Source organism: Microbacterium sp. ZW3a (assembly GCF_057167165.1).
On sequence record NZ_CM169903.1, the window covers coordinates 1596198 to 1613919 of the forward strand.

The following is a 17722-nucleotide window of genomic DNA, read 5'->3' on the forward strand; positions in this document are numbered from 1 at the left end:
GCCCCATCCTCGCATCCCGGGAGAACGCCGATGCGCCGCCGACCGCGGGGTCGACGGCGCTTCGAGGCGACTCAGACGGCCGCGAGGGCGCCCTCGTGCTCGCGTGTGCGGATCGCGCGGTTCACGCCCGAGACGATCGCCTTGAGTGACGCGGTCGAGATGTCGCCGTCGATGCCGACGCCCCACAGGCGCTGGTCGTCGACCTGCAGCTCGACGTAGGCCGCCGCCTGGGCGTCGCCGCCCGAGCTCAGGGCGTGCTCGACGTAGTCGTACAGCGTGACCTCGAACCCCTGCGCGCGCACGATCTCGAGGAACGCCGCGACCGGGCCGTTGCCGAGCGCCGACGCGGAGCGGGTCTCGTCTCCGTCGCGCAACGTGACATCGAGCGAGACGTCGCCCGACATGTCGCTCGACGAGCGGGTCGACAGGAGCTCGAATCGGCCCCAGCGCTGATCGTCGTCGTTCGTCGGCAGGTACTCGTCGGTGAAGATGTCCCAGATCTGTTTGCTCGAGACCTCGCCGCCCTCGGCGTCCGTGCGCGCCTGCACGACGCCGGAGAACTCGATCTGGAGCTTTCGCGGCAGGTCCAGGGCGTGGTCGGCCTTCAGCAGGTACGCGACCCCGCCCTTGCCGGACTGCGAGTTGACGCGGATGACCGCTTCGTACGAGCGCCCCAGGTCTTTCGGGTCGATCGGCAGGTACGGCACGGCCCACTCGATGTCATCGATGCTCTTGCCCTCGGACGCCGCGCGGGCCTCCATCGCCTCGAAGCCCTTCTTGATGGCATCCTGATGCGATCCGCTGAAGGCGGTGAACACCAGGTCGCCCGCCCACGGGCTGCGCTCGGGAACCGGCAGCTGGTTGCAGTACTCGACGGTGCGCTTGACCTGGTCGATGTCGCTGAAGTCGATCTGCGGGTCGATGCCCTGCGTCAGCAGGTTCACGCCCAGAGCCACCAGGTCGACGTTTCCGGTGCGCTCCCCGTTGCCGAAGAGGCATCCCTCGATGCGGTCGGCACCCGCCAGGTAGCCGAGCTCCGCTGCCGCAACGGCGGTGCCGCGGTCGTTGTGCGGGTGCAGCGACAGGATGACGTTCTCGCGGTGGTTCAGGTGGCGCGACATCCACTCGATCGAGTCGGCGTAGACGTTGGGCGTCGCCATCTCGACCGTGGCGGGCAGGTTCAGGATGACCTTGCGCTCGGGAGTCGGCTGGAAGACCTCGAGCACCTCGTTGCAGATGCGCAGGGCGAACTCGAGCTCGGTACCCGTGTAACTCTCGGGCGAGTACTCGTAGAACACCTGCGTCTCAGGGATCGTGGCCTCGTACTTCTTGCACAGGCGCGCGCCCTCGAGGGCAATGTCGACGATGCCCTGCTGGTCGGTGCGGAAGACCACCTCGCGCTGCAGCACGCTCGTGGAGTTGTAGAGGTGCACGATGGCCTGCTTGGCGCCCGCGATCGACTCGTACGTGCGGGCGATGAGGTGCTCGCGCGCCTGCGTCAGCACCTGGATGGTGACGTCATCGGGAATGAGATCGTCGTCGATGAGCTGACGGACGAAGTCGAAGTCGGTCTGGCTCGCCGAGGGGAACCCGACCTCGATCTCCTTGTAGCCCATCTTCACGAGCAGGTCGAACATGACGCGCTTGCGCTCGGGGCTCATCGGGTCGATGAGGGCCTGGTTTCCGTCGCGGAGGTCGACCGCGCACCAGCGGGGTGCGGTCTCGATGCGCTTGCTCGGCCACGTGCGATCGGGCAGATCGACCCGGATCTGCTCGTGGAACGGACGGTACTTGTGCACCGGAGCGGACGTGGGCTTCTGGGTGTTCTTCATGATGTGTCGCTTCTTTAGATTCGTTCGGTGGGGCCGACAACGATCTCCGCGACGAGGAAGGCCCTTAGAACGAGGACTCGTCGCGGCAGCTAAGAAGAAGCAGGCCACCGAAGCGCATTCTGCGATCGTAGCACTCGGCCGCGCGACGCCCCGTTCCCGCGGGTGTCACGGCAGCAGGGCGACCTTGCCGCCGGGGTGCCCCTCCACGACGAAACGCACCGCCTCGATGGCGTCGGCGAGCGAATACTCCCGGGCGATCGGCACCTCGAGCGCCCCGGATGCCGCGAGCTCGATCACCCGGGAACGCGCGATGTCGCGGAAGCGGGCGCTCTCCGCGCGCGCCCCGGCGATCCAGAGAATGCCGTCGGCCTCGGCGCGCTGCGGAGAAACGATCGTGACGATGCGGTCGCGCTCGGCCACGACGGCGAGCGACACGTCGATCGCCTCGTCGGTGCCCGCGGCATCCCACGCGGCGACGAGCGGCTCTCCCCCGGCGGCATCGTCGACACGCTCGCGGAGGCCCTCACCGTAGGCGACGGGGATACCGCCGTAGCGACGCACCCGCTCCGCGGACGCGACGGAGTCAGGGCCGACGGTACCGATGACCCGGATGCCGAGCACCCGAGCCTGCTGCAACAGGCTCACCCCCACCGCGCCCGAGGCGGCGTGCAGGAGCACCGTCTCGCCCGCGGTGGCGCGCGTGACCTGGATCATCTCGGCGGCGGTGGTGCCGGCCAGCAGCAGATTCGCGGCCTCCGCGTGGGAGAGCGTCGCCGGTTTCGCGAACACATCGCGCGCCGGAACCGTGATCTCGGTCGCGTAGGCCCCCCGCACGCGGAAGCCCACGACCTCGTCACCCACGGCGAGCGGGCCCGAACCGCCCACGGCATCGGGCCCCGTCGCGATGACGTCGCCCGACAGCTCGTACCCGATCGGCGCCGGGAACACGGCCCCGGGGCGCGCCCGCGCGACGTGCTTGGCATCCGCGGGGTTGATCCCGGCTGCCCGGACGCGGATCGTCACCTCGCCGGGGCCGGGTGGCGCCACCTCGACCTCGTCGAACGTCCAGGTGTCGACCGGCCCGGGGGCCGGCGCACTCCACCGCTCCGCCATGGTTTCGCCTTTCGCTCGGGGGCGTCGGATCAGAAGCCGAGGCGCCCCAGCTGCTTGGGGTCGCGCTGCCACTCCTTGGCCACGCGCACGTGCAGCGACAGGTAGACCCGCCCACCCACGAGCGGCTCGATGCCCTTGCGCGCCCGCGCTCCGACATCGGCCAGGCGCGAGCCCTTGCGGCCGATGATGATCGCCTTCTGGCTGTCGCGCTCGACCACGATGTTTGCCCACACGTCGGTGAGGTCGCTGTCTTCGCGGGGGGCGACGTCGTCAATGGTGACCGCGATCGAGTGCGGCAGCTCGTCGCGCACGCCCTCGAGAGCCGCTTCGCGGATGATCTCGGCGATCCGGTCCTCGAGGGTCTCGTCGGTCACGACGTCGTCACCGTAGAGCGCCGGACCCTCGGGCATGAGGGCGAGCAGCTCGTCGCTGAGCACGTCGAGCTGGTCGTGGGTGACGGCCGAGAGTGGGATGACCGCGGCCCAGTCCTCGCGCAGCGCGTCGACCTCGATGAGGCGCTCGGTGATCTGCTCGCGCGAGGCCGCATCGGTCTTGGTGACCAGGGCGACCTTCTTTGCGCGCGGGTAGCCCGACAGCGACTCGGCGATCCGTCGATCGCCGGGGCCCACTTTCTCGGTCGCGGGGGCGCAGAAGGCGATGACATCGACGTCGCCCAGCACCTGCTCGACGAGGTCGTTGAGGCGCTGCCCGAGCAGCGTCCGAGGGCGGTGGATGCCGGGAGTGTCGACGACCACGAGCTGACCGCCGGGGCGGTTCACGATGCCGCGGATCGCGCGGCGCGTGGTCTGCGGCTTCTCGCTCGTGATGGCGACCTTCTCGCCCACCAGGGCGTTCGTGAGCGTCGACTTACCGACGTTCGGGCGGCCCACGAAGGTCACGAATCCTGATCGTGTCTCGCTCATTTGTCGTTCCTCTCGCGCGGAGCGCCGGGAGCGGCCGCGTCGGTGTCGGTGTCGTCGTCGGGGTCGGCGCGCTCGACGATGACCGTCGCGATGCCGCGATTGCGGCCCCGGGAGGCGCCGCCGGTCATGATCAGGCCGGAGTGCTCGGCGGTGGCGCCCGGCTGCGGGATGCGCCCGAGCGCCTTGCCCAGGAGGCCACCGATCGAGTCGACGTCGTCGTCGTCGAGTTCGAGGCTGAACAGGTCGCCGACCTCGTCGAGTGCGAGGCGCGCACTGACGCGGTAGCGACCGTCGTCAAGCGGGACGATCTCGGTCGAGCGCGCGTCGTACTCGTCGGAGATTTCGCCCACCAGCTCTTCGATGAGGTCTTCCAGGGTCACGAGCCCCGCCACTCCGCCGTACTCGTCGACCGCCAGGCAGACGTGCACGGCGTCTCTCTTCATCTGCTGCAGCAGGGTTTCGGCCTTCATCGACTCGGGGACGAACACCGCCGGTCGCGCGATCCGGCGGATCGGCGCATCACGCCAGCCGGCCTCGTCGCGGAATCCGAACTGCACCAGGTCTTTCAGGTAGAGCATGCCCACCACGTCGTCGGCGTCGTCGTCGGCGAGGGGCATGCGCGAGACGCCCTTTTCGAGGAACAGCGCGAGTGCTTCGCGCGAGGTGGCCGCGGCATCCACCGTCACCATGTCGGTGCGCGGCACCATCACCTCGCGCACGTAGCGGTCGGTGAAGTCGAACACCGAATGGATCAGTTCGCGATCGTCTTCTTCGATGAGCTCGTTCTCGGCGGCCTCGTCGATGATGCTGAGCAGCTGCTCCTCGGACGCGAACGACGTCGAGTGCGAGACGCCGGGGGTGATGCGGTCGCCGACCGCGACGAGTCCGTGCGCGAGAGGCCCCAGGAGGATGCGCATTCCCCGGATGACGGGAGCGCCGCCGCGCAGCAGGCCGGTCGCGTGCTGACGACCAACCGCCCGGGGGCTCGCCCCCACGGCCACGAACGAGATCCCCGTCATGATCACCGCGGCGGCGACCAGCGCGAGCCAGATGTTGTCGAAAAGGAGCATGAAGGCCGCGGCGACGAGCACCGCGGCGGTCGTCTCGGCGAGCACGCGGATGAACACCACGGCGGTGACATGGGCGCTGGGATCGGCGGCGATCCGCTGGAGCGACCGCGCGTTCCGGCCGCTCGACCCGAGCTCGGCGAGATCGGCCCGCGACGTCACGCCGAGCGCGGCCTCGGACGCCGCCATGAAGCCGCCGAAGGCGACGAGAAGGAGGGCCGCGACGAGGAGGAGGGCCTCGGTCATGCGCGGCGGCGGCGCTCGACGGCCTGGAAACCGGTGATGAGCTCGCGCTGCAGTCCGAACATCTCGCGCTCCTCGTCGGGCTCGGCGTGGTCGAAGCCGAGCAGGTGGAGGAGCCCGTGGGTGGTGAGGAGGATCAGCTCGTCTTGCGTGGAGTGCTTGGCCGCGATCGCCTGGGTCTCGGCAACCGCCGGGCACAGCACGATGTCGCCGAGGAGACCCGCGGGGGTGGGCGCGTCTTCTGACCCGGGGCGGAGCTCGTCCATCGGGAAGCTCAGCACGTCGGTCGGGCCGGGCTCGTCCATCCACTGGACGTGCAGGGACTCCATGGCGCCCTCGTCGACGAGCACGATCGCCACGTCGGCGTCGGGGCTGACGTGCAACTCGGCCAGGTTGTACTCCATCAGGCGCAGGAGGACCTGCTCGTCGACCTGGTGGCCGGATTCGTTATTGATCTCGATCGTCATGAGCGGTTTCGTCTCGGGAGGTGATCGCGCGGACCCGCGGGGCGGGCCGCGCTGCGGCGTTCGGCACGGTTGGCGAATTCGGTGGCCTCGTCGCGTTCGCGGCGGGCCACGAGACGCTTCTCGTCGTACTCGCTGTACGCATCGACGATACGGCCGACGAGCGTGTGTCGCACGACGTCTTCGCTCGTGAGGTAGGCGAAATGGATGTCGTCGATGTCGGAGAGCACGCGAGTCACCAGGCGAAGACCCGATGCGCCCTGCGGGAGGTCGATCTGGGTGATGTCGCCCGTGACCACCATGCGCGTGCCGAATCCCAGACGCGTGAGGAACATCTTCATCTGCTCGGGCGTGGTGTTCTGCGCCTCGTCGAGCACGACGAAGGAGTCGTTGAGCGTGCGACCGCGCATATAGGCCAGCGGCGCGACCTCGATCGTGCCCGTCGCCATGAGCTTCGGGACGATGTCGGGATCCATCATCTCGTTGAGAGCGTCGTAGAGCGGCCGCAGATACGGGTCGATCTTGTCGGTGAGAGTGCCGGGAAGGAACCCCAGCCGCTCGCCGGCCTCGACCGCGGGACGCGTCAGGATGATGCGGCTCACCTCTTTGCGCTGGAGCGCCTGCACGGCCTTGGCCATGGCGAGATAGGTCTTTCCGGTACCGGCGGGGCCGATTCCGAACACGATCGTGCTCTCGTCGATCGCGTCGACATACGCCTTCTGGCCTGGCGTCTTGGGGCGGATGACCTTGCCGCGCGACGAGAGGATCGCCTCGCCCAGCACTTCCGAGGGACGCGGACCGCCGTCGGACCGGAGCATCCGGTTCGAGGTAGACACATCGGCCGGGTCGAGACCCTGACCGCTGCGGGTCATCGTGAGCAGCTCGTCGACGAGACCTCGTGCGGCGGCGACGGCGGTCGCCGACCCCGAGAGCGTGATCTCGTTGCTCCGCACGTGTACATCGACGTCGGGATGTTCCTTCTCGACGACCCGCAGGAGACGGTCCTGCGGTCCGAGGAGCTGGACCATCGCGACGCCGTCGACGTAGATGCGGTCGACGACGGGTTCTTCGGGGGAATCAGCCACCCAGGCTCTTTTCGTTCAGGCCGCCCGCGAGAACGTGGGCGTGCACATGGAAGACGGTTTGACCGGCACCGGCGCCGGTATTGAAGATCAGCCGGAAATCGCCGTCGGCGTGTTCGGCCGCCACGCGGTGGGCGAGGCCCACGATCTCGGTGAGCAGGTCGGGGTCGCCCGCGGCCAGTTCGACGACGTTGCGGTACTGCTGCGTCTTGGGGATGACGAGGAGGTGCACGGGCGCCTTCGGCGCGATGTCGCGGATCGCGAACGCGTTCTCGGTCTCGGCGACGATCTCGGAGGGGATCTCGCCCTGCAGGATGCGCGTGAAGATCGACGGTTCGCTCATGGCATCCAGTCTATCGACGGGGTGCGACACCGGGTCGGGCGCGGCTCACCACCGGCCGTGGACGCTCGAGAGCACCGACAGCGCCGCGGCCCCCGCGGTGGAGGTGCGCAGCACCGTGTCGCCTAGACGCACCAGGCGAGCCCCGGCGCCGCGGAGCGCCTCGAGCTCGTCGGGGGCGATCCCGCCCTCGGGGCCGACGACCAGCACCACGTCGCGTCCGTCGGACACCTCGGATGCCACGGCCGTCAGCCGCTCGGAGGTCGAGGGTTCCAGCACGAGTACGTTCGCGGTGCCCGCCCGCGCGACGAGGTCGGTGAGTCGGGCCACGCCCTCGACCTCGGGGATCCAGGCGCGATGGGCCTGCTTCGCGGCCTCCCGGACGATCGTGCGCCAGCGCGCGAGACCCTTCTCGGCCTTGGCATCCCACCGGGACACACTCCGTGACGCCTGCCAGGGCACGATCGCGTCGACGCCGAGTTCGGTGGCGGCCTGCACGGCGAGCTCGTCACGGTCGCCCTTGGCCAACGCCTGGACGAGCACGAAGCGCGGGGAGGGCGGGACGACCTCGGTGCGTCCGGTGACGACGACGGCGACCTCCTTGGGCGCAACGGCGGTGGTGCGACCCTCGAGCCACACGCCGCGGCCGTCGCCGAGGGTCACCGCCTCGTCGACGCGGACGCGCCGGACCGCCGCAGCGTGGTGGGCCTCGGGGCCGGCCAGCACGACACGGTCGCCGGGGCGTGCCGTGGCGGCGTCATCCGTGACGAAGTGCAGCGCCACGATCAGCCGTGACGGAAGCGGTCGCGGAGCTTGGAGAACATGCCCTGCTGGTGCTCGGCCAGGCGGGGCTGGGGAGCCTTCGTGCGCTTGGCGAATTCCTCGATGAGGGCGCGCTCCTTGTGGTCGAGGCGCGTGGGGGTCACCACGTGCACGCCGACCTTGAGATCACCGCGCTGGTTGCCCCGCAGCGGCGTGATACCGCGGCCCTTGATCGTGAGCACGTCGCCGGACTGCACCCCGGGGCGCACTTCGAGGTCGACGCTGCCGTCGAGCGACTCGATCGTGGTGGTGGTGCCGAGGATGGCATCCGGCATCGACACCTCGAGGGTCGCGAGCAGGTCATCGCCCTCGCGGCTGAACGCGTCGTGCGCCTCGACGGTGATCTCGAGGTAGAGGTCGCCGTTCGGGCCGCCGGCCGGACCGACCTCACCGGAGCCGGGAAGCTGCAGACGCAGGCCCGTCTCGACGCCGGCGGGGATGTCGACCGACACGGTGCGACGAGCACGCACGCGCCCCTGGCCCTGGCAGGTGCCGCAGGGGTACGGAATCGTGGTGCCGTGGCCCTGGCAGACGCTGCAGGGCTGGCTCGTGACGACGTTGCCGAGGAGGCTGCGCACCGTGCGCTGCACATGACCGGAGCCGTGGCAGATGTCGCAGGTGACCTCGCTCGTGCCGGGCTGCGTGCACTCACCGTGGCACGTCTCGCACAGCACGGCGGTGTCGACGTCGAGGTCGCGGTGCACGCCGAACACGACGTCGCCGAGCTGCAGGGTCACGCGAACGAGGGCGTCTTGGCCGCGCTCCCGACGCGAGCGCGGCCGCGGACCGCGGCCCCCGCCCCCCTGTGCGCCGCCGAAGAACGTCTCGAAGATGTCGCTGAAGCCGCCGAAGCCGCCCGCTCCTCCCCCGCCGAACGGGCTCTGGTCGCCGCCCATGTCGTACCGTCGGCGCTGCTCGGGGTCGCTGAGCACGTCGTAGGCGTGGGTCACGAGTTTGAAGCGCTCGGACGCGTCGGCGCCGGGGTTGACGTCGGGGTGCAGCTCGCGGGCGAGCCGTCGGTACGCGCGCTTGATCTCGTCGGCACTGGCGTCGCGTTCGACGCCGAGGACCTCGTAGTGGTCAGCCACAATCGCCTTCCTGTCCGCTCATGCGGGGTCGATCTCGGGTGGGGTGCTCGTCAACGCGTGCTGTCGTCGTCTTCGAGCATCCGGGTCAGGTAGTGCGCGACGGCACGGACCGCCGCGAGGTTGGAGGAGTAGTCCATGCGCGTGGGGCCCAGGAGTCCCACCCGGGCACCGCCGGCGGAGCCGTCGTAGCGGCTCGCGAGCACCGACGCCTCGATGAGGCCGAACGGTTCGTTCTCGCGGCCGATGCTGGCCGAAAGGCCCTGCTCGTCGGCAACCATCTCGCTCATCAGGCGCAGAAGAGTCACCTGCTCCTCGATGGCCTCGAGCAGCGGGTAGATGCTGCCGCGGAAGTCGGACTCGCGCTTGGCCAGCGTCGCCGCCCCGGCCATCACGAGACGGTCCTGCCGGAACTCCTCGAGCTCTTCCCCCACGACGCGCAGCACGGCGTCGGCGATCGCGTCGAGAGCGATCCCGGCACGCGGACCGTCGGCGAGGGCTCCGCCCACGCGCTGCACGCAGTCGGCGACACTGCGGCCGACCAGCACCGCGCCGACGCGGGCGCGCAGCTGCACGATGTCGGTCTCGGTGGGCTCCACGGGAACGAGCGCGATGCGCTGCGAGACACGGCCGGTGTCGGTGACGAGGATGACGAGCACCCGCGGCCCGCCGAGGGCCACGAGTTCCACGTGGGTGAGGTTCGCCCGGGCGAACGAGGGGTACTGCACGATCGCCACCTGACCGGTGAGCTGCGTGAGCGCGCGCACCGTTCGCGCCAGGAGGTCGTCGAGATCGCCCGCCTCATCGAGAAACGATGTGATGGCGCTGCGCTGCGCCGACGAGAGCGGGCGCAGTTCCGCGAGGTGGTCGACGAAGACCCGGTAGCCCTTGTCGGTGGGCACGCGTCCTGACGACGTGTGCGGGGCGACGATGAGGTCTTCGTCTTCGAGCTGCGCCATGTCGTTGCGGATCGTCGCCGCCGAGACACCGAAGGCGTGCCGCTCGACGATCGCCTTGCTGCCGACCGGTTCGCGCGTGTCGACGTAGTCCTGGACGATCGCGCGGAGCACCTGCAAGCCGCGTTCGGACACCATGACCGGCTCCCTCCTCCTGGCACTCCGGACACCTGAGTGCCAATTCTAGGGGATCGGTCCGACCGTCAGCCGGGAACGCGCCTACGCGGTCAGGGCCCGCACGACGGCGTCGGCGAGCAGCCGCCCACGCCGCGTCAGAACGATGCGTCCGCGCACGGCATCCGCCCCCTCGACGAGTCCATCGGCGATGAGGGATGCCACGGCCTTCCGGCCTTCGCCGAGAAGCTCCGACACGGGGAGGCCGTCGCGAATGCGGCTGCGCAGGAGGACCGATTCGAGTCGCCGCGCCGTGTCGTCGGGACGCTCACGGGCCGCCGCCGGGGACTCCCCCGCGGCGAGCCGCTGCGCGTACGCGGCGGGATGCTTGACGTTCCACCAGCGGAGCCCCGCGACGTGACTGTGGGCGCCGGGTCCGAAGCCCCACCAGTCGGTCCCGCGCCAGTAGGCGAGATTGTGCCGGGAGCGGTGGGACGCGTCGGTGGCCCAGTTCGAAACCTCGTACCACTCGTACCCGGCGGCCCCGAGGAGGTCGTCGGCGAGCTCGTACATGTCGGCCTGCAGGTCGTCGTCGGGCATCTCGACCGCACCCGAGCGGATCTGGCGCGCGAGCTTCGTTCCGTCTTCGACGATGAGCGCGTACGCCGAGACGTGGTCGGGAGACAGTGCGGTGGCGGTCTCGAGCGACGCGCGCCAATCGTCGAGCGACTCCCCCGGTGCGCCGTAGATGAGGTCGAGCGACACGTCGAGCCCCGCGCGTCGCGCCGACGCGACGGCCGTGGCGACGTTGCGCGGATCATGCGTGCGATCGAGCACCGCGAGCACGTGCGCCTGCGCCGACTGCATCCCGATCGACAGGCGAGTCACCCCGGCCGCGGCGAGGGTCTCGGCGACGCGGTCGTCGACGGTGTCGGGGTTCGCCTCGACGGTGACCTCGGCGCCGTCCGCGATTCCGAACTCATCGCGGACCGCCGTCAGCATGCGTGCCAGATCGCCGGGCGGGAGCAGGGTCGGGGTCCCGCCCCCGAAGAACACCGTGGATGCCGCGCGCCGCGCGCTCATGGCATCCATGACCGTACCCGCCAGACGCACCTCGCCGGCGAGGGTGTCGGCGAAGTCGTCTTGACGGGCGCCGCGAAGCTCGCTCGCGGTGTACGTGTTGAAGTCGCAGTACCCGCACCGCACGCGGCAGAACGGGACGTGCAGGTAGACACCGAAATCGGTGGTCGCGTCGATCGGGAGGTCGGCGGGCAGGCGTCCGTCGGTCGGGGCCGGGTCTCCGAGTGGCAGGGGCCCGCCCATCAGGACGTGTACAGCGGCGAGATCGCGCGGTGATACCGCTGGAAGAGCGCGCGACGGCGACGGCGGACGAGACCGGTGAACAGTCGGTAAGACGGGGCCGTGGGCCGGTCGAACGCGCGCACGACGAACCACACCTCGTCGTTGTCGCGCCATTCGATCGCGAAGAGCTCCTCGCCGCTGACGATGGAGTGTCCGACCGTTCCGAGGATGTAGCCCACGCGCCGGGGCTCTTCGAACACCGAGATCACGCGCAGGTGCGCGTCGGCGCGGTGGCCGTCGACCTTGCCGTGCAGGCGGACGCTCGTACCGGGGCTCACGAAGGGCGTACCGTCGGCAGCGAAGCGCTGGTCGGACTCGAGGCGGCTAGGAGCAATGGGCGCCCCCTCGGCGTCGAACCCGACACCGGAGTACCCGCCATCGCTGGCCGGACGCACGTCGGTGATGCTCAGCTCACCCGCACGCAGCGGAGCCCACGACAGCAGGAGCTCGCCGGCGGCCGCGAAGCGCTCTTCGCCGCTGCCGATCCGCCAGGCGTCTTCGGCGGGCACGGAATGCTCGGGCGGATACTGCAGGAGGTCGTGCGCCTGGGTGGCACCGACCGCCGCGTAGTCGACCGTGTCGTCGGTGAAGTTCTGCCGGCGCATGAGCTCCAGTCTCCTCTGTCGCAGATGGGAGGACGGTGGGCGTGCTTTACTTCTTCGCCTCGACGTCGCCGGACAGGGCGGCGATGAACGCCTCCTGCGGCACCTCGACGCGGCCCACCATCTTCATGCGCTTCTTGCCCTCTTTCTGCTTTTCGAGGAGCTTGCGCTTACGGGTGATGTCACCGCCGTAACACTTGGCGAGCACGTCTTTGCGGATCGCGCGGATGTTCTCGCGCGCGATGATGCGCGCACCGATCGCAGCCTGAATGGGCACCTCGAACTGCTGGCGCGGGATGAGCTTGCGCAGCCGCTCGGTCATCATCGTGCCGTAGCTGTAGGCCTTCTCACGGTGAACGATCGAGCTGAAGGCATCCACCTTCTCGCCCTGGAGCAGGATGTCGACCTTGACCAGGTCGGCGGTCTGCTGACCGGCCGGTTCGTAGTCGAGGCTCGCGTACCCCTGCGTGCGGGATTTCAGGTGGTCGAAGAAGTCGAACACGATCTCGCCGAGCGGCATGTTGTACCGCAGCTCCACGCGGTCTTCGCTGAGGTAGTCCATGCCGAGCAGCGTGCCGCGGCGGGACTGGCAGAGCTCCATGACCGTGCCGACGTAGTCCTTCGGCAGCAGGATGCCGACCTTGACGATCGGTTCGGAAACCTCGGCGACGCGCCCGTCGGGGTACTCGCTGGGGTTGGTGACCGACACCGTCTCGCCGGTGTCGGTGGTGACCTCGTACGTCACCGACGGGGCGGTGGTGATGAGGTCGAGACCGAACTCGCGCGACAGGCGCTCGGTGATGATCTCGAGGTGCAGCAGGCCGAGGAACCCGCAGCGGAAGCCGAAACCGAGCGCCACCGAGGTCTCGGGCTCGTACTGCAGCGAGGCATCGGACAGCTTCAGCTTGTCGAGCGCTTCGCGCAGCTCGGCGTAGTCGCTGCCGTCGATCGGGTAGATGCCCGAGAAGACCATGGGCTTCGGGTCGGTGTAGCCGGCCAGAGCCTGGGTCGCGGGCTTGCGGTGGTTGGTGATGGTGTCGCCAACCTTGGACTGCCGCACGTCTTTCACGCCCGTGATCAGGTAGCCGACCTCGCCCACGCCGAGACCTCGGGTGGGCACGGGCTCGGGGCTGGACACGCCGATCTCGAGCAGTTCGTGCGTCGCGGTCGTCGACATCATCTGGATGCGCTCGCGCGGCGACAGCGCGCCGTCGACCATGCGGACGTAGGTGACGACGCCGCGGTAGGCGTCGTAGACCGAGTCGAAGATCATCGCGCGCGCCGGGGCATCGGCCTGGCCGACGGGCGCGGGGATCTGCTCGACGATGCGGTCGAGCAGCGCCTCGACGCCCATGCCGGTCTTGCCGCTGACGCGCAGCACGTCTTCCGGCTTCCCGCCGATGAGGCCGGCGAGCTCGGCGGCGTACTTCTCGGGGTCGGCCGCGGGGAGGTCGATCTTGTTGAGCACGGGGATGATCTGCAGATCGTTCTCGAGCGCGAGGTAGAGGTTCGCGAGCGTCTGGGCCTCGATGCCCTGCGCCGCGTCGACGAGCAGGATGGCGCCCTCGCACGCGGCGAGCGAGCGGCTGACCTCGTACGTGAAGTCGACGTGGCCGGGAGTGTCGATCATGTTGAGCGCGAACGTCTCGCCGTCGGCGGCCCACGGCATGCGCACGGCCTGCGACTTGATCGTGATGCCGCGCTCGCGCTCGATGTCCATGCGGTCGAGATACTGCGCGCGCATGTCGCGGTCGGCGACGACGCCGGTGATCTGCAGCATGCGGTCGGCCAACGTCGACTTGCCGTGGTCGATGTGGGCGATGATGCAGAAGTTGCGGATCTGCGCCGGCGGGGTGGCGGACGGCTCGAGAGGCTTCAGGGCGCGCGGTGACATGTTCCGTCGATTCTACGGGGCGTACCGACATCGCCGATCCCCGGGTCCTCGGCATCCGGTGCTTTCGTAGGCTGGATGCCGTGACGGTCCAGGTCGTGCTCGTGCATGGCATCCGCACGTCGGCGTCGATGTGGCGCGCCCAGGTCGCTCATCTGCGGGAGCGCGGGAACCCGGTGACGGCGGTCGACCTGCCCGGTCACGGCACGCGACGCGGCGAGGCGTTCACGCTCGACGAGGCGTTCGCGACGATCGACCGGGCGGTTCAGGATGCCGCGACCCGAGGTCCCGTGCTGCTCGTCGGGCACTCCATGGGCGGGCTGCTCTCGATCGAGTACGTCGGGCGGGAGGACCCGCCGCCGGTCGCGGCGTTCGTGGCGGCATCCTGTACGTCGATCCCGCGCGGGGTCGGGCTCGCCGCCTACCGCTTCTTCGCGCGACGGTTGGATGCCTTCCCCGACCGCGGGATGCGCGTGACGAACTACGTTCTCGAGCGGACGCTGCCGCCCGAGACACGCGAGGACTTCGGGGCCGGCGGCTACGCGTTCGATGCGCAGGACACGGCGCTCCGGAGCCTGTCGGTGCTCGACCTGCTCGCCGCGCTCCGGCGGATCGACGTGCCGCTGTGGTTTGTGAACGGGCAGTGGGACCAACTGCGGGTCAACGAGAAGCTGTTTCTGTCGGTGGCGCGCGACGCCGAGCTCATCGTGGTGCCCCGCACAACGCACCTGGTCACCGCGATGCGGCCGCGCGTGTTCAACGCCGTGCTCGACGTGGCGCTCACCACGGTCGAAGCGTCGACCTGATAGACTCGCTTCTTGGCTTGCGTGTGGGGTTTTTCCCGACCTCCACGATCGCCGGTGCAGCGTCCCTCTACCGCTCGCCCGGCACTTCCAACATTCACTCAAACGAAAGACCGTCGAACGTGGCGAACATCAAGTCGCAGATCAAGCGCAACAAGACCAACGAGAAGGCCCGCGAGCGCAACAAGGCCGTCAAGAGCGAGCTGCGCACGCACGTGCGTCGCACCCGCGAGGCGATCCTCGCCGGTGACAAGGCAGCCGCCGAGAAGGCCCTGGTCACCGCGGGCAAGAAGCTCGACAAGGCCGTGAGCAAGGGTGTCATCCACCAGAACCAGGCCGCGAACCGCAAGTCGTCGATCGCGAAGCAGGTCGCCGCTCTCTGAGCCGCCTCTTCTTCGACAGCCCGTCCCGCACCGCGGGGCGGGCTTCGTCGTTCTCGGGCGGGGATTTCGGGTTTGGGGCGCGGAATTCCGTTTGGGGCGTGGGATTTCGCGCCCCAGAAGGCAGATCGCGCCCCAAACTCGCGTCATCGCCGGGGCGGGGCGCGGGGTCAGCGTCCGTAGGGCTGGCGCGTGGCGATGATCGTGATCATGCGCTCGAGCGCGAACACGGGGTCGCGGGAAGCGCCCTTGACCTCGGCGTCGGCGCGGGCGGTGGCGTGGATCGCCATACCGAGGCTGGTGGCGGTCCACCCGACGAGGTCGCGGCGGGCCCGGTCGACCTGCCAGTCCTTCATGCCGAGGCGCTGGGCGAGCGCCGACGACGACTCACGGTTGCCGGCGACGCGCGCCATGGTGCGCAGCTTCATCGCGACGGCGGCGACCAGAGGCACGGGGTCGGCCCCGGATGCCAGGGCGTGCCGCAGCGACAGGAGCGCCGGCCCGTACTGACCGGCGATGGCGGTGTCGGCCACGGTGAACGCGGACGTCTCGACACGGCCGCCGTAGTACCGCTCGACCGTGCGCTCGTCGATGTCGCCGGGCACATCGGAGATGAGCTGCTGACAGGCGGCGGCGAGTTCGGTGAGATCGTCCGCGAAGGCCGAGACGAGCGAGCGGAGAGCGACCGGGGCGATCCTCTTCTGCGCGGCCTTGAACTCGCCGACGGCGAAATCGAAGCGGTCGGAGTCGCGCTTGATCGCCGGGCACGCGATCTCGATGCCGTTCCCCTGCCCCGCGCGGATGGCATCCAAGAGCTTCTTGCCGCGCACGCTCGCACCGGTGTGCCGGAGCACCACCGTGGCGCCGTCTTGCGGGTGCGCGAGGTACGACAGCGCCTCGGTGAGGAACGCGTCGCTGCACTTCTCGACTCCCCCGACGCGCACGAGACGCGGTTCACCGAACAGCGACGGGGAGGTGACGGCGAGCAAGGTGCCGGCGACATAGTCGTCGGCACGAACGTCGGTGACCTCGAGGCTGGGGTCTTCGCTCTTGAGGTACTCGCGGATTCCCGCGGTCGCGCGTTCGGCGCACACCTCTTCGGGGCCGGAAATCAGCACGATCGGCGCGGGCTGGGGGGTGCGCCAGCCGATCTGCGGAATGGCCGTTTTCGCCTTCGCGGGGGCGGAGCGTCGAGGGGCCGGGGTCACTCCCCCAGCCTACCGACCGGGTCCGACACCGACGGCGGGAGACGCGGGGTGGATCAGTCGTCCGCCCCCGTCGAGACGGGGGTGCGAGGCGCCGCGTAACGCGCGCGCATCTCGGGGCCCGCGGCCGGTCCGGACCGGAACGCGAACCGCGGATCCGAGACGGAGAGGCCCGTGACGGGATCGATGGTGACCGGTTCCACTTCGTCGCCCGTCGTCACGTCGACGAGCACCATCGCACGCTCGGACGGCGCCAGCTGCTCATTCCTCCACGCCGCCATGGCGACGAGGATCGGCCGGAGCGATCTCCCGAAGTCGGTGAGCACGTACTCGTGCCGGACCGGGCGCTCCTGGTAGACGCGCGTGGTGAGGATGCCGTTGTCGACGAGCAGTCGGAGCCGCTTGGTGAGCATGCTCGAGGACAGTCCGATGTTCGTCTCGAACTCGTCGAAGCGCGTGTACCCGTCGAAGCAGTCGTGAAGGATCAGCATGGTCCACCACTCGCCCACGTACGACATCGCGGTTGACAGCGGACATTCGCGGTCTTCGACCCGCGTGCGTGCAGACATCCCAGCCCCCTTCCGATGGTCGCTGAGCACGTTCGCCAGCGACTGCTAATGTAGCAGCCATGGTCACTGTCAAAACAGAAGCGAGTCCGCACGACCCCTCTCCTCCTCGCACCGCCCGACGGGCCCTCGTGAGCGGAGGGACGAAAGGCACGGGTGCCGCCGTGGCGCGCCGACTGCGCGCGAGCGGAATGGAGGTGACCGCGATCGCCCGGACGCCGGGATCCACCGACGACGCACGCTTCGTCGCCGCCGACCTGACCGACGCGGAGGCGGTTCGCGAAGCCGCGCGGATCATCCTCTCCGAGGGCGTTCCCGACGTCGTCGTTCATGTCGCCGGCGGGTCGCACTCCCCCTCCGGCGGCTTCGCCACCCTCGGAGAGGACGACTGGGCGCGCGAGATCGACCTAAACCTCCTCTCGGCGGTGCGGCTCGACCGCGAGCTCGTTCCCGCCATGATCGAGGCCGGGCGCGGCGCCATCGTTCACGTGTCCTCGATCCAGGCCCGGATGCCGTTGTGGGATGGCACTCTCGCCTATGCGGCGGCGAAGGCGGCCCTGCGCACCTACAGCAAGGGACTGGCGGGCCAACTCGCTCCCCGGGGCATCAGGGTGAACACGGTCTCTCCCGGCGGCATCCAGACCGACGGGGCGGAGGCGCTCGTTCAGCGTCTCGCCGCGGACTTCGACGGTGACCAGGATGCCGCGTGGGACTCGCTCGTCTCCGCGCTCGGCGGTGTGCCCCTCCGGCGTTTCGCGACACCCGACGAGGTTGCCTCCGCGATCGCGTTCCTGACCTCGGAGGAAGCCGCCAGCATCATCGGCGCCGACCTCGTCGTCGACGGCGGCACCCTGCGCACCATCTGACCACCG

The 17722-nt window shown here is 69.6% G+C and carries 18 protein-coding genes; 3 read left to right on the forward strand and 15 right to left on the reverse strand.

Translation table 11 applies throughout. The annotated features are described in order from the left end of the window. Positions 1-71 precede the first annotated feature (71 nt). The 13 genes from leuA to lepA all read right to left on the reverse strand — a co-directional run bounded on the left by leuA (position 72) and on the right by lepA (position 13899). Positions 72-1832 (reverse strand): 2-isopropylmalate synthase, encoded by a 1761-nt coding sequence (gene leuA, locus ACU6WY_RS07515; RefSeq protein ID WP_483821812.1) that lies wholly within the window; start codon positions 1830-1832, stop codon positions 72-74. Between the two features lie 165 nt (positions 1833-1997). Next, on the reverse strand, positions 1998-2945 hold the full coding sequence (locus ACU6WY_RS07520; RefSeq protein WP_483821813.1) for a quinone oxidoreductase family protein: 948 nt from the start codon (positions 2943-2945) through the stop codon (positions 1998-2000). A 29-nt stretch (positions 2946-2974) separates the two neighbouring features. Then, positions 2975-3868, reverse strand: coding sequence for a GTPase Era (era, locus tag ACU6WY_RS07525; protein ID WP_483821814.1), 894 nt, complete (start codon positions 3866-3868; stop codon positions 2975-2977). Then, complete coding sequence (locus ACU6WY_RS07530) at positions 3865-5181, reverse strand: hemolysin family protein (RefSeq protein WP_483821815.1); 1317 nt, start codon at positions 5179-5181, stop codon at positions 3865-3867. Before ACU6WY_RS07530 ends, era begins: the two co-directional genes overlap by 4 nt. Then, positions 5178-5645 (reverse strand): rRNA maturation RNase YbeY, encoded by a 468-nt coding sequence (gene ybeY, locus ACU6WY_RS07535; protein ID WP_483821816.1) that lies wholly within the window; start codon positions 5643-5645, stop codon positions 5178-5180. Before ybeY ends, ACU6WY_RS07530 begins: the two co-directional genes overlap by 4 nt. Further along, positions 5642-6670 carry a PhoH family protein gene (locus ACU6WY_RS07540; protein ID WP_483821872.1) on the reverse strand — a complete coding sequence of 343 codons (1029 nt, stop codon included), beginning with the start codon at positions 6668-6670 and terminating at the stop codon, positions 5642-5644. The genes ybeY and ACU6WY_RS07540 overlap by 4 nt, the downstream gene beginning before the upstream one ends. 49 nt (positions 6671-6719) lie before the next feature. Next, positions 6720-7067, reverse strand: coding sequence for an HIT domain-containing protein (locus tag ACU6WY_RS07545; RefSeq protein ID WP_483821817.1), 348 nt, complete (start codon positions 7065-7067; stop codon positions 6720-6722). A 45-nt stretch (positions 7068-7112) separates the two neighbouring features. Further along, on the reverse strand, positions 7113-7847 hold the full coding sequence (locus tag ACU6WY_RS07550) for a 16S rRNA (uracil(1498)-N(3))-methyltransferase (protein WP_483821818.1): 735 nt from the start codon (positions 7845-7847) through the stop codon (positions 7113-7115). Positions 7848-7849: 2 nt separating this feature from the next. Next, positions 7850-8974: a molecular chaperone DnaJ gene (gene dnaJ / locus ACU6WY_RS07555; RefSeq protein ID WP_483821819.1), complete on the reverse strand. Its 1125-nt coding sequence runs from the start codon at positions 8972-8974 to the stop codon at positions 7850-7852. A gap of 50 nt (positions 8975-9024) precedes the next feature. Then, positions 9025-10065 carry a heat-inducible transcriptional repressor HrcA gene (gene hrcA, locus ACU6WY_RS07560; RefSeq protein WP_483821820.1) on the reverse strand — a complete coding sequence of 347 codons (1041 nt, stop codon included), beginning with the start codon at positions 10063-10065 and terminating at the stop codon, positions 9025-9027. 81 nt (positions 10066-10146) lie between these two features. Next, complete coding sequence (gene hemW, locus ACU6WY_RS07565; RefSeq protein ID WP_483821821.1) at positions 10147-11364, reverse strand: radical SAM family heme chaperone HemW; 1218 nt, start codon at positions 11362-11364, stop codon at positions 10147-10149. Continuing rightward, positions 11364-12008, reverse strand: a complete 645-nt coding sequence (locus ACU6WY_RS07570) for a DUF1990 family protein (RefSeq protein WP_483821822.1) — start codon at positions 12006-12008, stop codon at positions 11364-11366. Before ACU6WY_RS07570 ends, hemW begins: the two co-directional genes overlap by 1 nt. A gap of 46 nt (positions 12009-12054) precedes the next feature. Continuing rightward, on the reverse strand, positions 12055-13899 hold the full coding sequence (gene lepA / locus ACU6WY_RS07575; RefSeq protein ID WP_483821823.1) for a translation elongation factor 4: 1845 nt from the start codon (positions 13897-13899) through the stop codon (positions 12055-12057). Between the two features lie 80 nt (positions 13900-13979). Here lepA and ACU6WY_RS07580 point away from each other — a divergent pair, with 80 nt between their 5' ends. Both ACU6WY_RS07580 and rpsT read left to right on the forward strand, forming a co-directional pair. Then, complete coding sequence (locus tag ACU6WY_RS07580; RefSeq protein ID WP_483821824.1) at positions 13980-14702, forward strand: alpha/beta fold hydrolase; 723 nt, start codon at positions 13980-13982, stop codon at positions 14700-14702. Positions 14703-14821: 119 nt separating this feature from the next. After that, positions 14822-15082: a 30S ribosomal protein S20 gene (rpsT, locus tag ACU6WY_RS07585; protein ID WP_483821825.1), complete on the forward strand. Its 261-nt coding sequence runs from the start codon at positions 14822-14824 to the stop codon at positions 15080-15082. A gap of 167 nt (positions 15083-15249) precedes the next feature. Here rpsT and holA read toward each other — a convergent pair whose 3' ends face one another. Further along, positions 15250-16287, reverse strand: coding sequence for a DNA polymerase III subunit delta (gene holA, locus ACU6WY_RS07590; protein WP_483821826.1), 1038 nt, complete (start codon positions 16285-16287; stop codon positions 15250-15252). Between the two features lie 53 nt (positions 16288-16340). Next, complete coding sequence (locus tag ACU6WY_RS07595) at positions 16341-16853, reverse strand: winged helix-turn-helix transcriptional regulator (RefSeq protein ID WP_483821827.1); 513 nt, start codon at positions 16851-16853, stop codon at positions 16341-16343. Positions 16854-16981: 128 nt separating this feature from the next. On the opposite strand from ACU6WY_RS07595, the gene ACU6WY_RS07600 reads away from it, so the two are divergent. After that, positions 16982-17716, forward strand: coding sequence for an oxidoreductase (locus ACU6WY_RS07600; protein WP_483821828.1), 735 nt, complete (start codon positions 16982-16984; stop codon positions 17714-17716). Positions 17717-17722 lie beyond the last annotated feature (6 nt).

What these genes read in the sequence shown, in the direction of transcription:
- ACU6WY_RS07570 (WP_483821822.1), bottom strand. Translation starts at nt 12,008, where the DNA reads ATGCGCCGGCAGAACTTCACCGACGACACGGTCGACTACGCGGCGGTC.
- ACU6WY_RS07595 (WP_483821827.1), bottom strand. Translation starts at nt 16,853, where the DNA reads ATGTCTGCACGCACGCGGGTCGAAGACCGCGAATGTCCGCTGTCAACC.
- ACU6WY_RS07540 (WP_483821872.1), bottom strand. Translation starts at nt 6,670, where the DNA reads ATGGTCCAGCTCCTCGGACCGCAGGACCGTCTCCTGCGGGTCGTCGAG.
- lepA (WP_483821823.1), bottom strand. Translation starts at nt 13,899, where the DNA reads ATGTCACCGCGCGCCCTGAAGCCTCTCGAGCCGTCCGCCACCCCGCCG.
- leuA (WP_483821812.1), bottom strand. Translation starts at nt 1,832, where the DNA reads ATGAAGAACACCCAGAAGCCCACGTCCGCTCCGGTGCACAAGTACCGT.
- era (WP_483821814.1), bottom strand. Translation starts at nt 3,868, where the DNA reads ATGAGCGAGACACGATCAGGATTCGTGACCTTCGTGGGCCGCCCGAAC.
- ACU6WY_RS07530 (WP_483821815.1), bottom strand. Translation starts at nt 5,181, where the DNA reads ATGACCGAGGCCCTCCTCCTCGTCGCGGCCCTCCTTCTCGTCGCCTTC.
- ACU6WY_RS07520 (WP_483821813.1), bottom strand. Translation starts at nt 2,945, where the DNA reads ATGGCGGAGCGGTGGAGTGCGCCGGCCCCCGGGCCGGTCGACACCTGG.
- ACU6WY_RS07545 (WP_483821817.1), bottom strand. Translation starts at nt 7,067, where the DNA reads ATGAGCGAACCGTCGATCTTCACGCGCATCCTGCAGGGCGAGATCCCC.
- hrcA (WP_483821820.1), bottom strand. Translation starts at nt 10,065, where the DNA reads ATGGTGTCCGAACGCGGCTTGCAGGTGCTCCGCGCGATCGTCCAGGAC.
- hemW (WP_483821821.1), bottom strand. Translation starts at nt 11,364, where the DNA reads ATGGGCGGGCCCCTGCCACTCGGAGACCCGGCCCCGACCGACGGACGC.
- ybeY (WP_483821816.1), bottom strand. Translation starts at nt 5,645, where the DNA reads ATGACGATCGAGATCAATAACGAATCCGGCCACCAGGTCGACGAGCAG.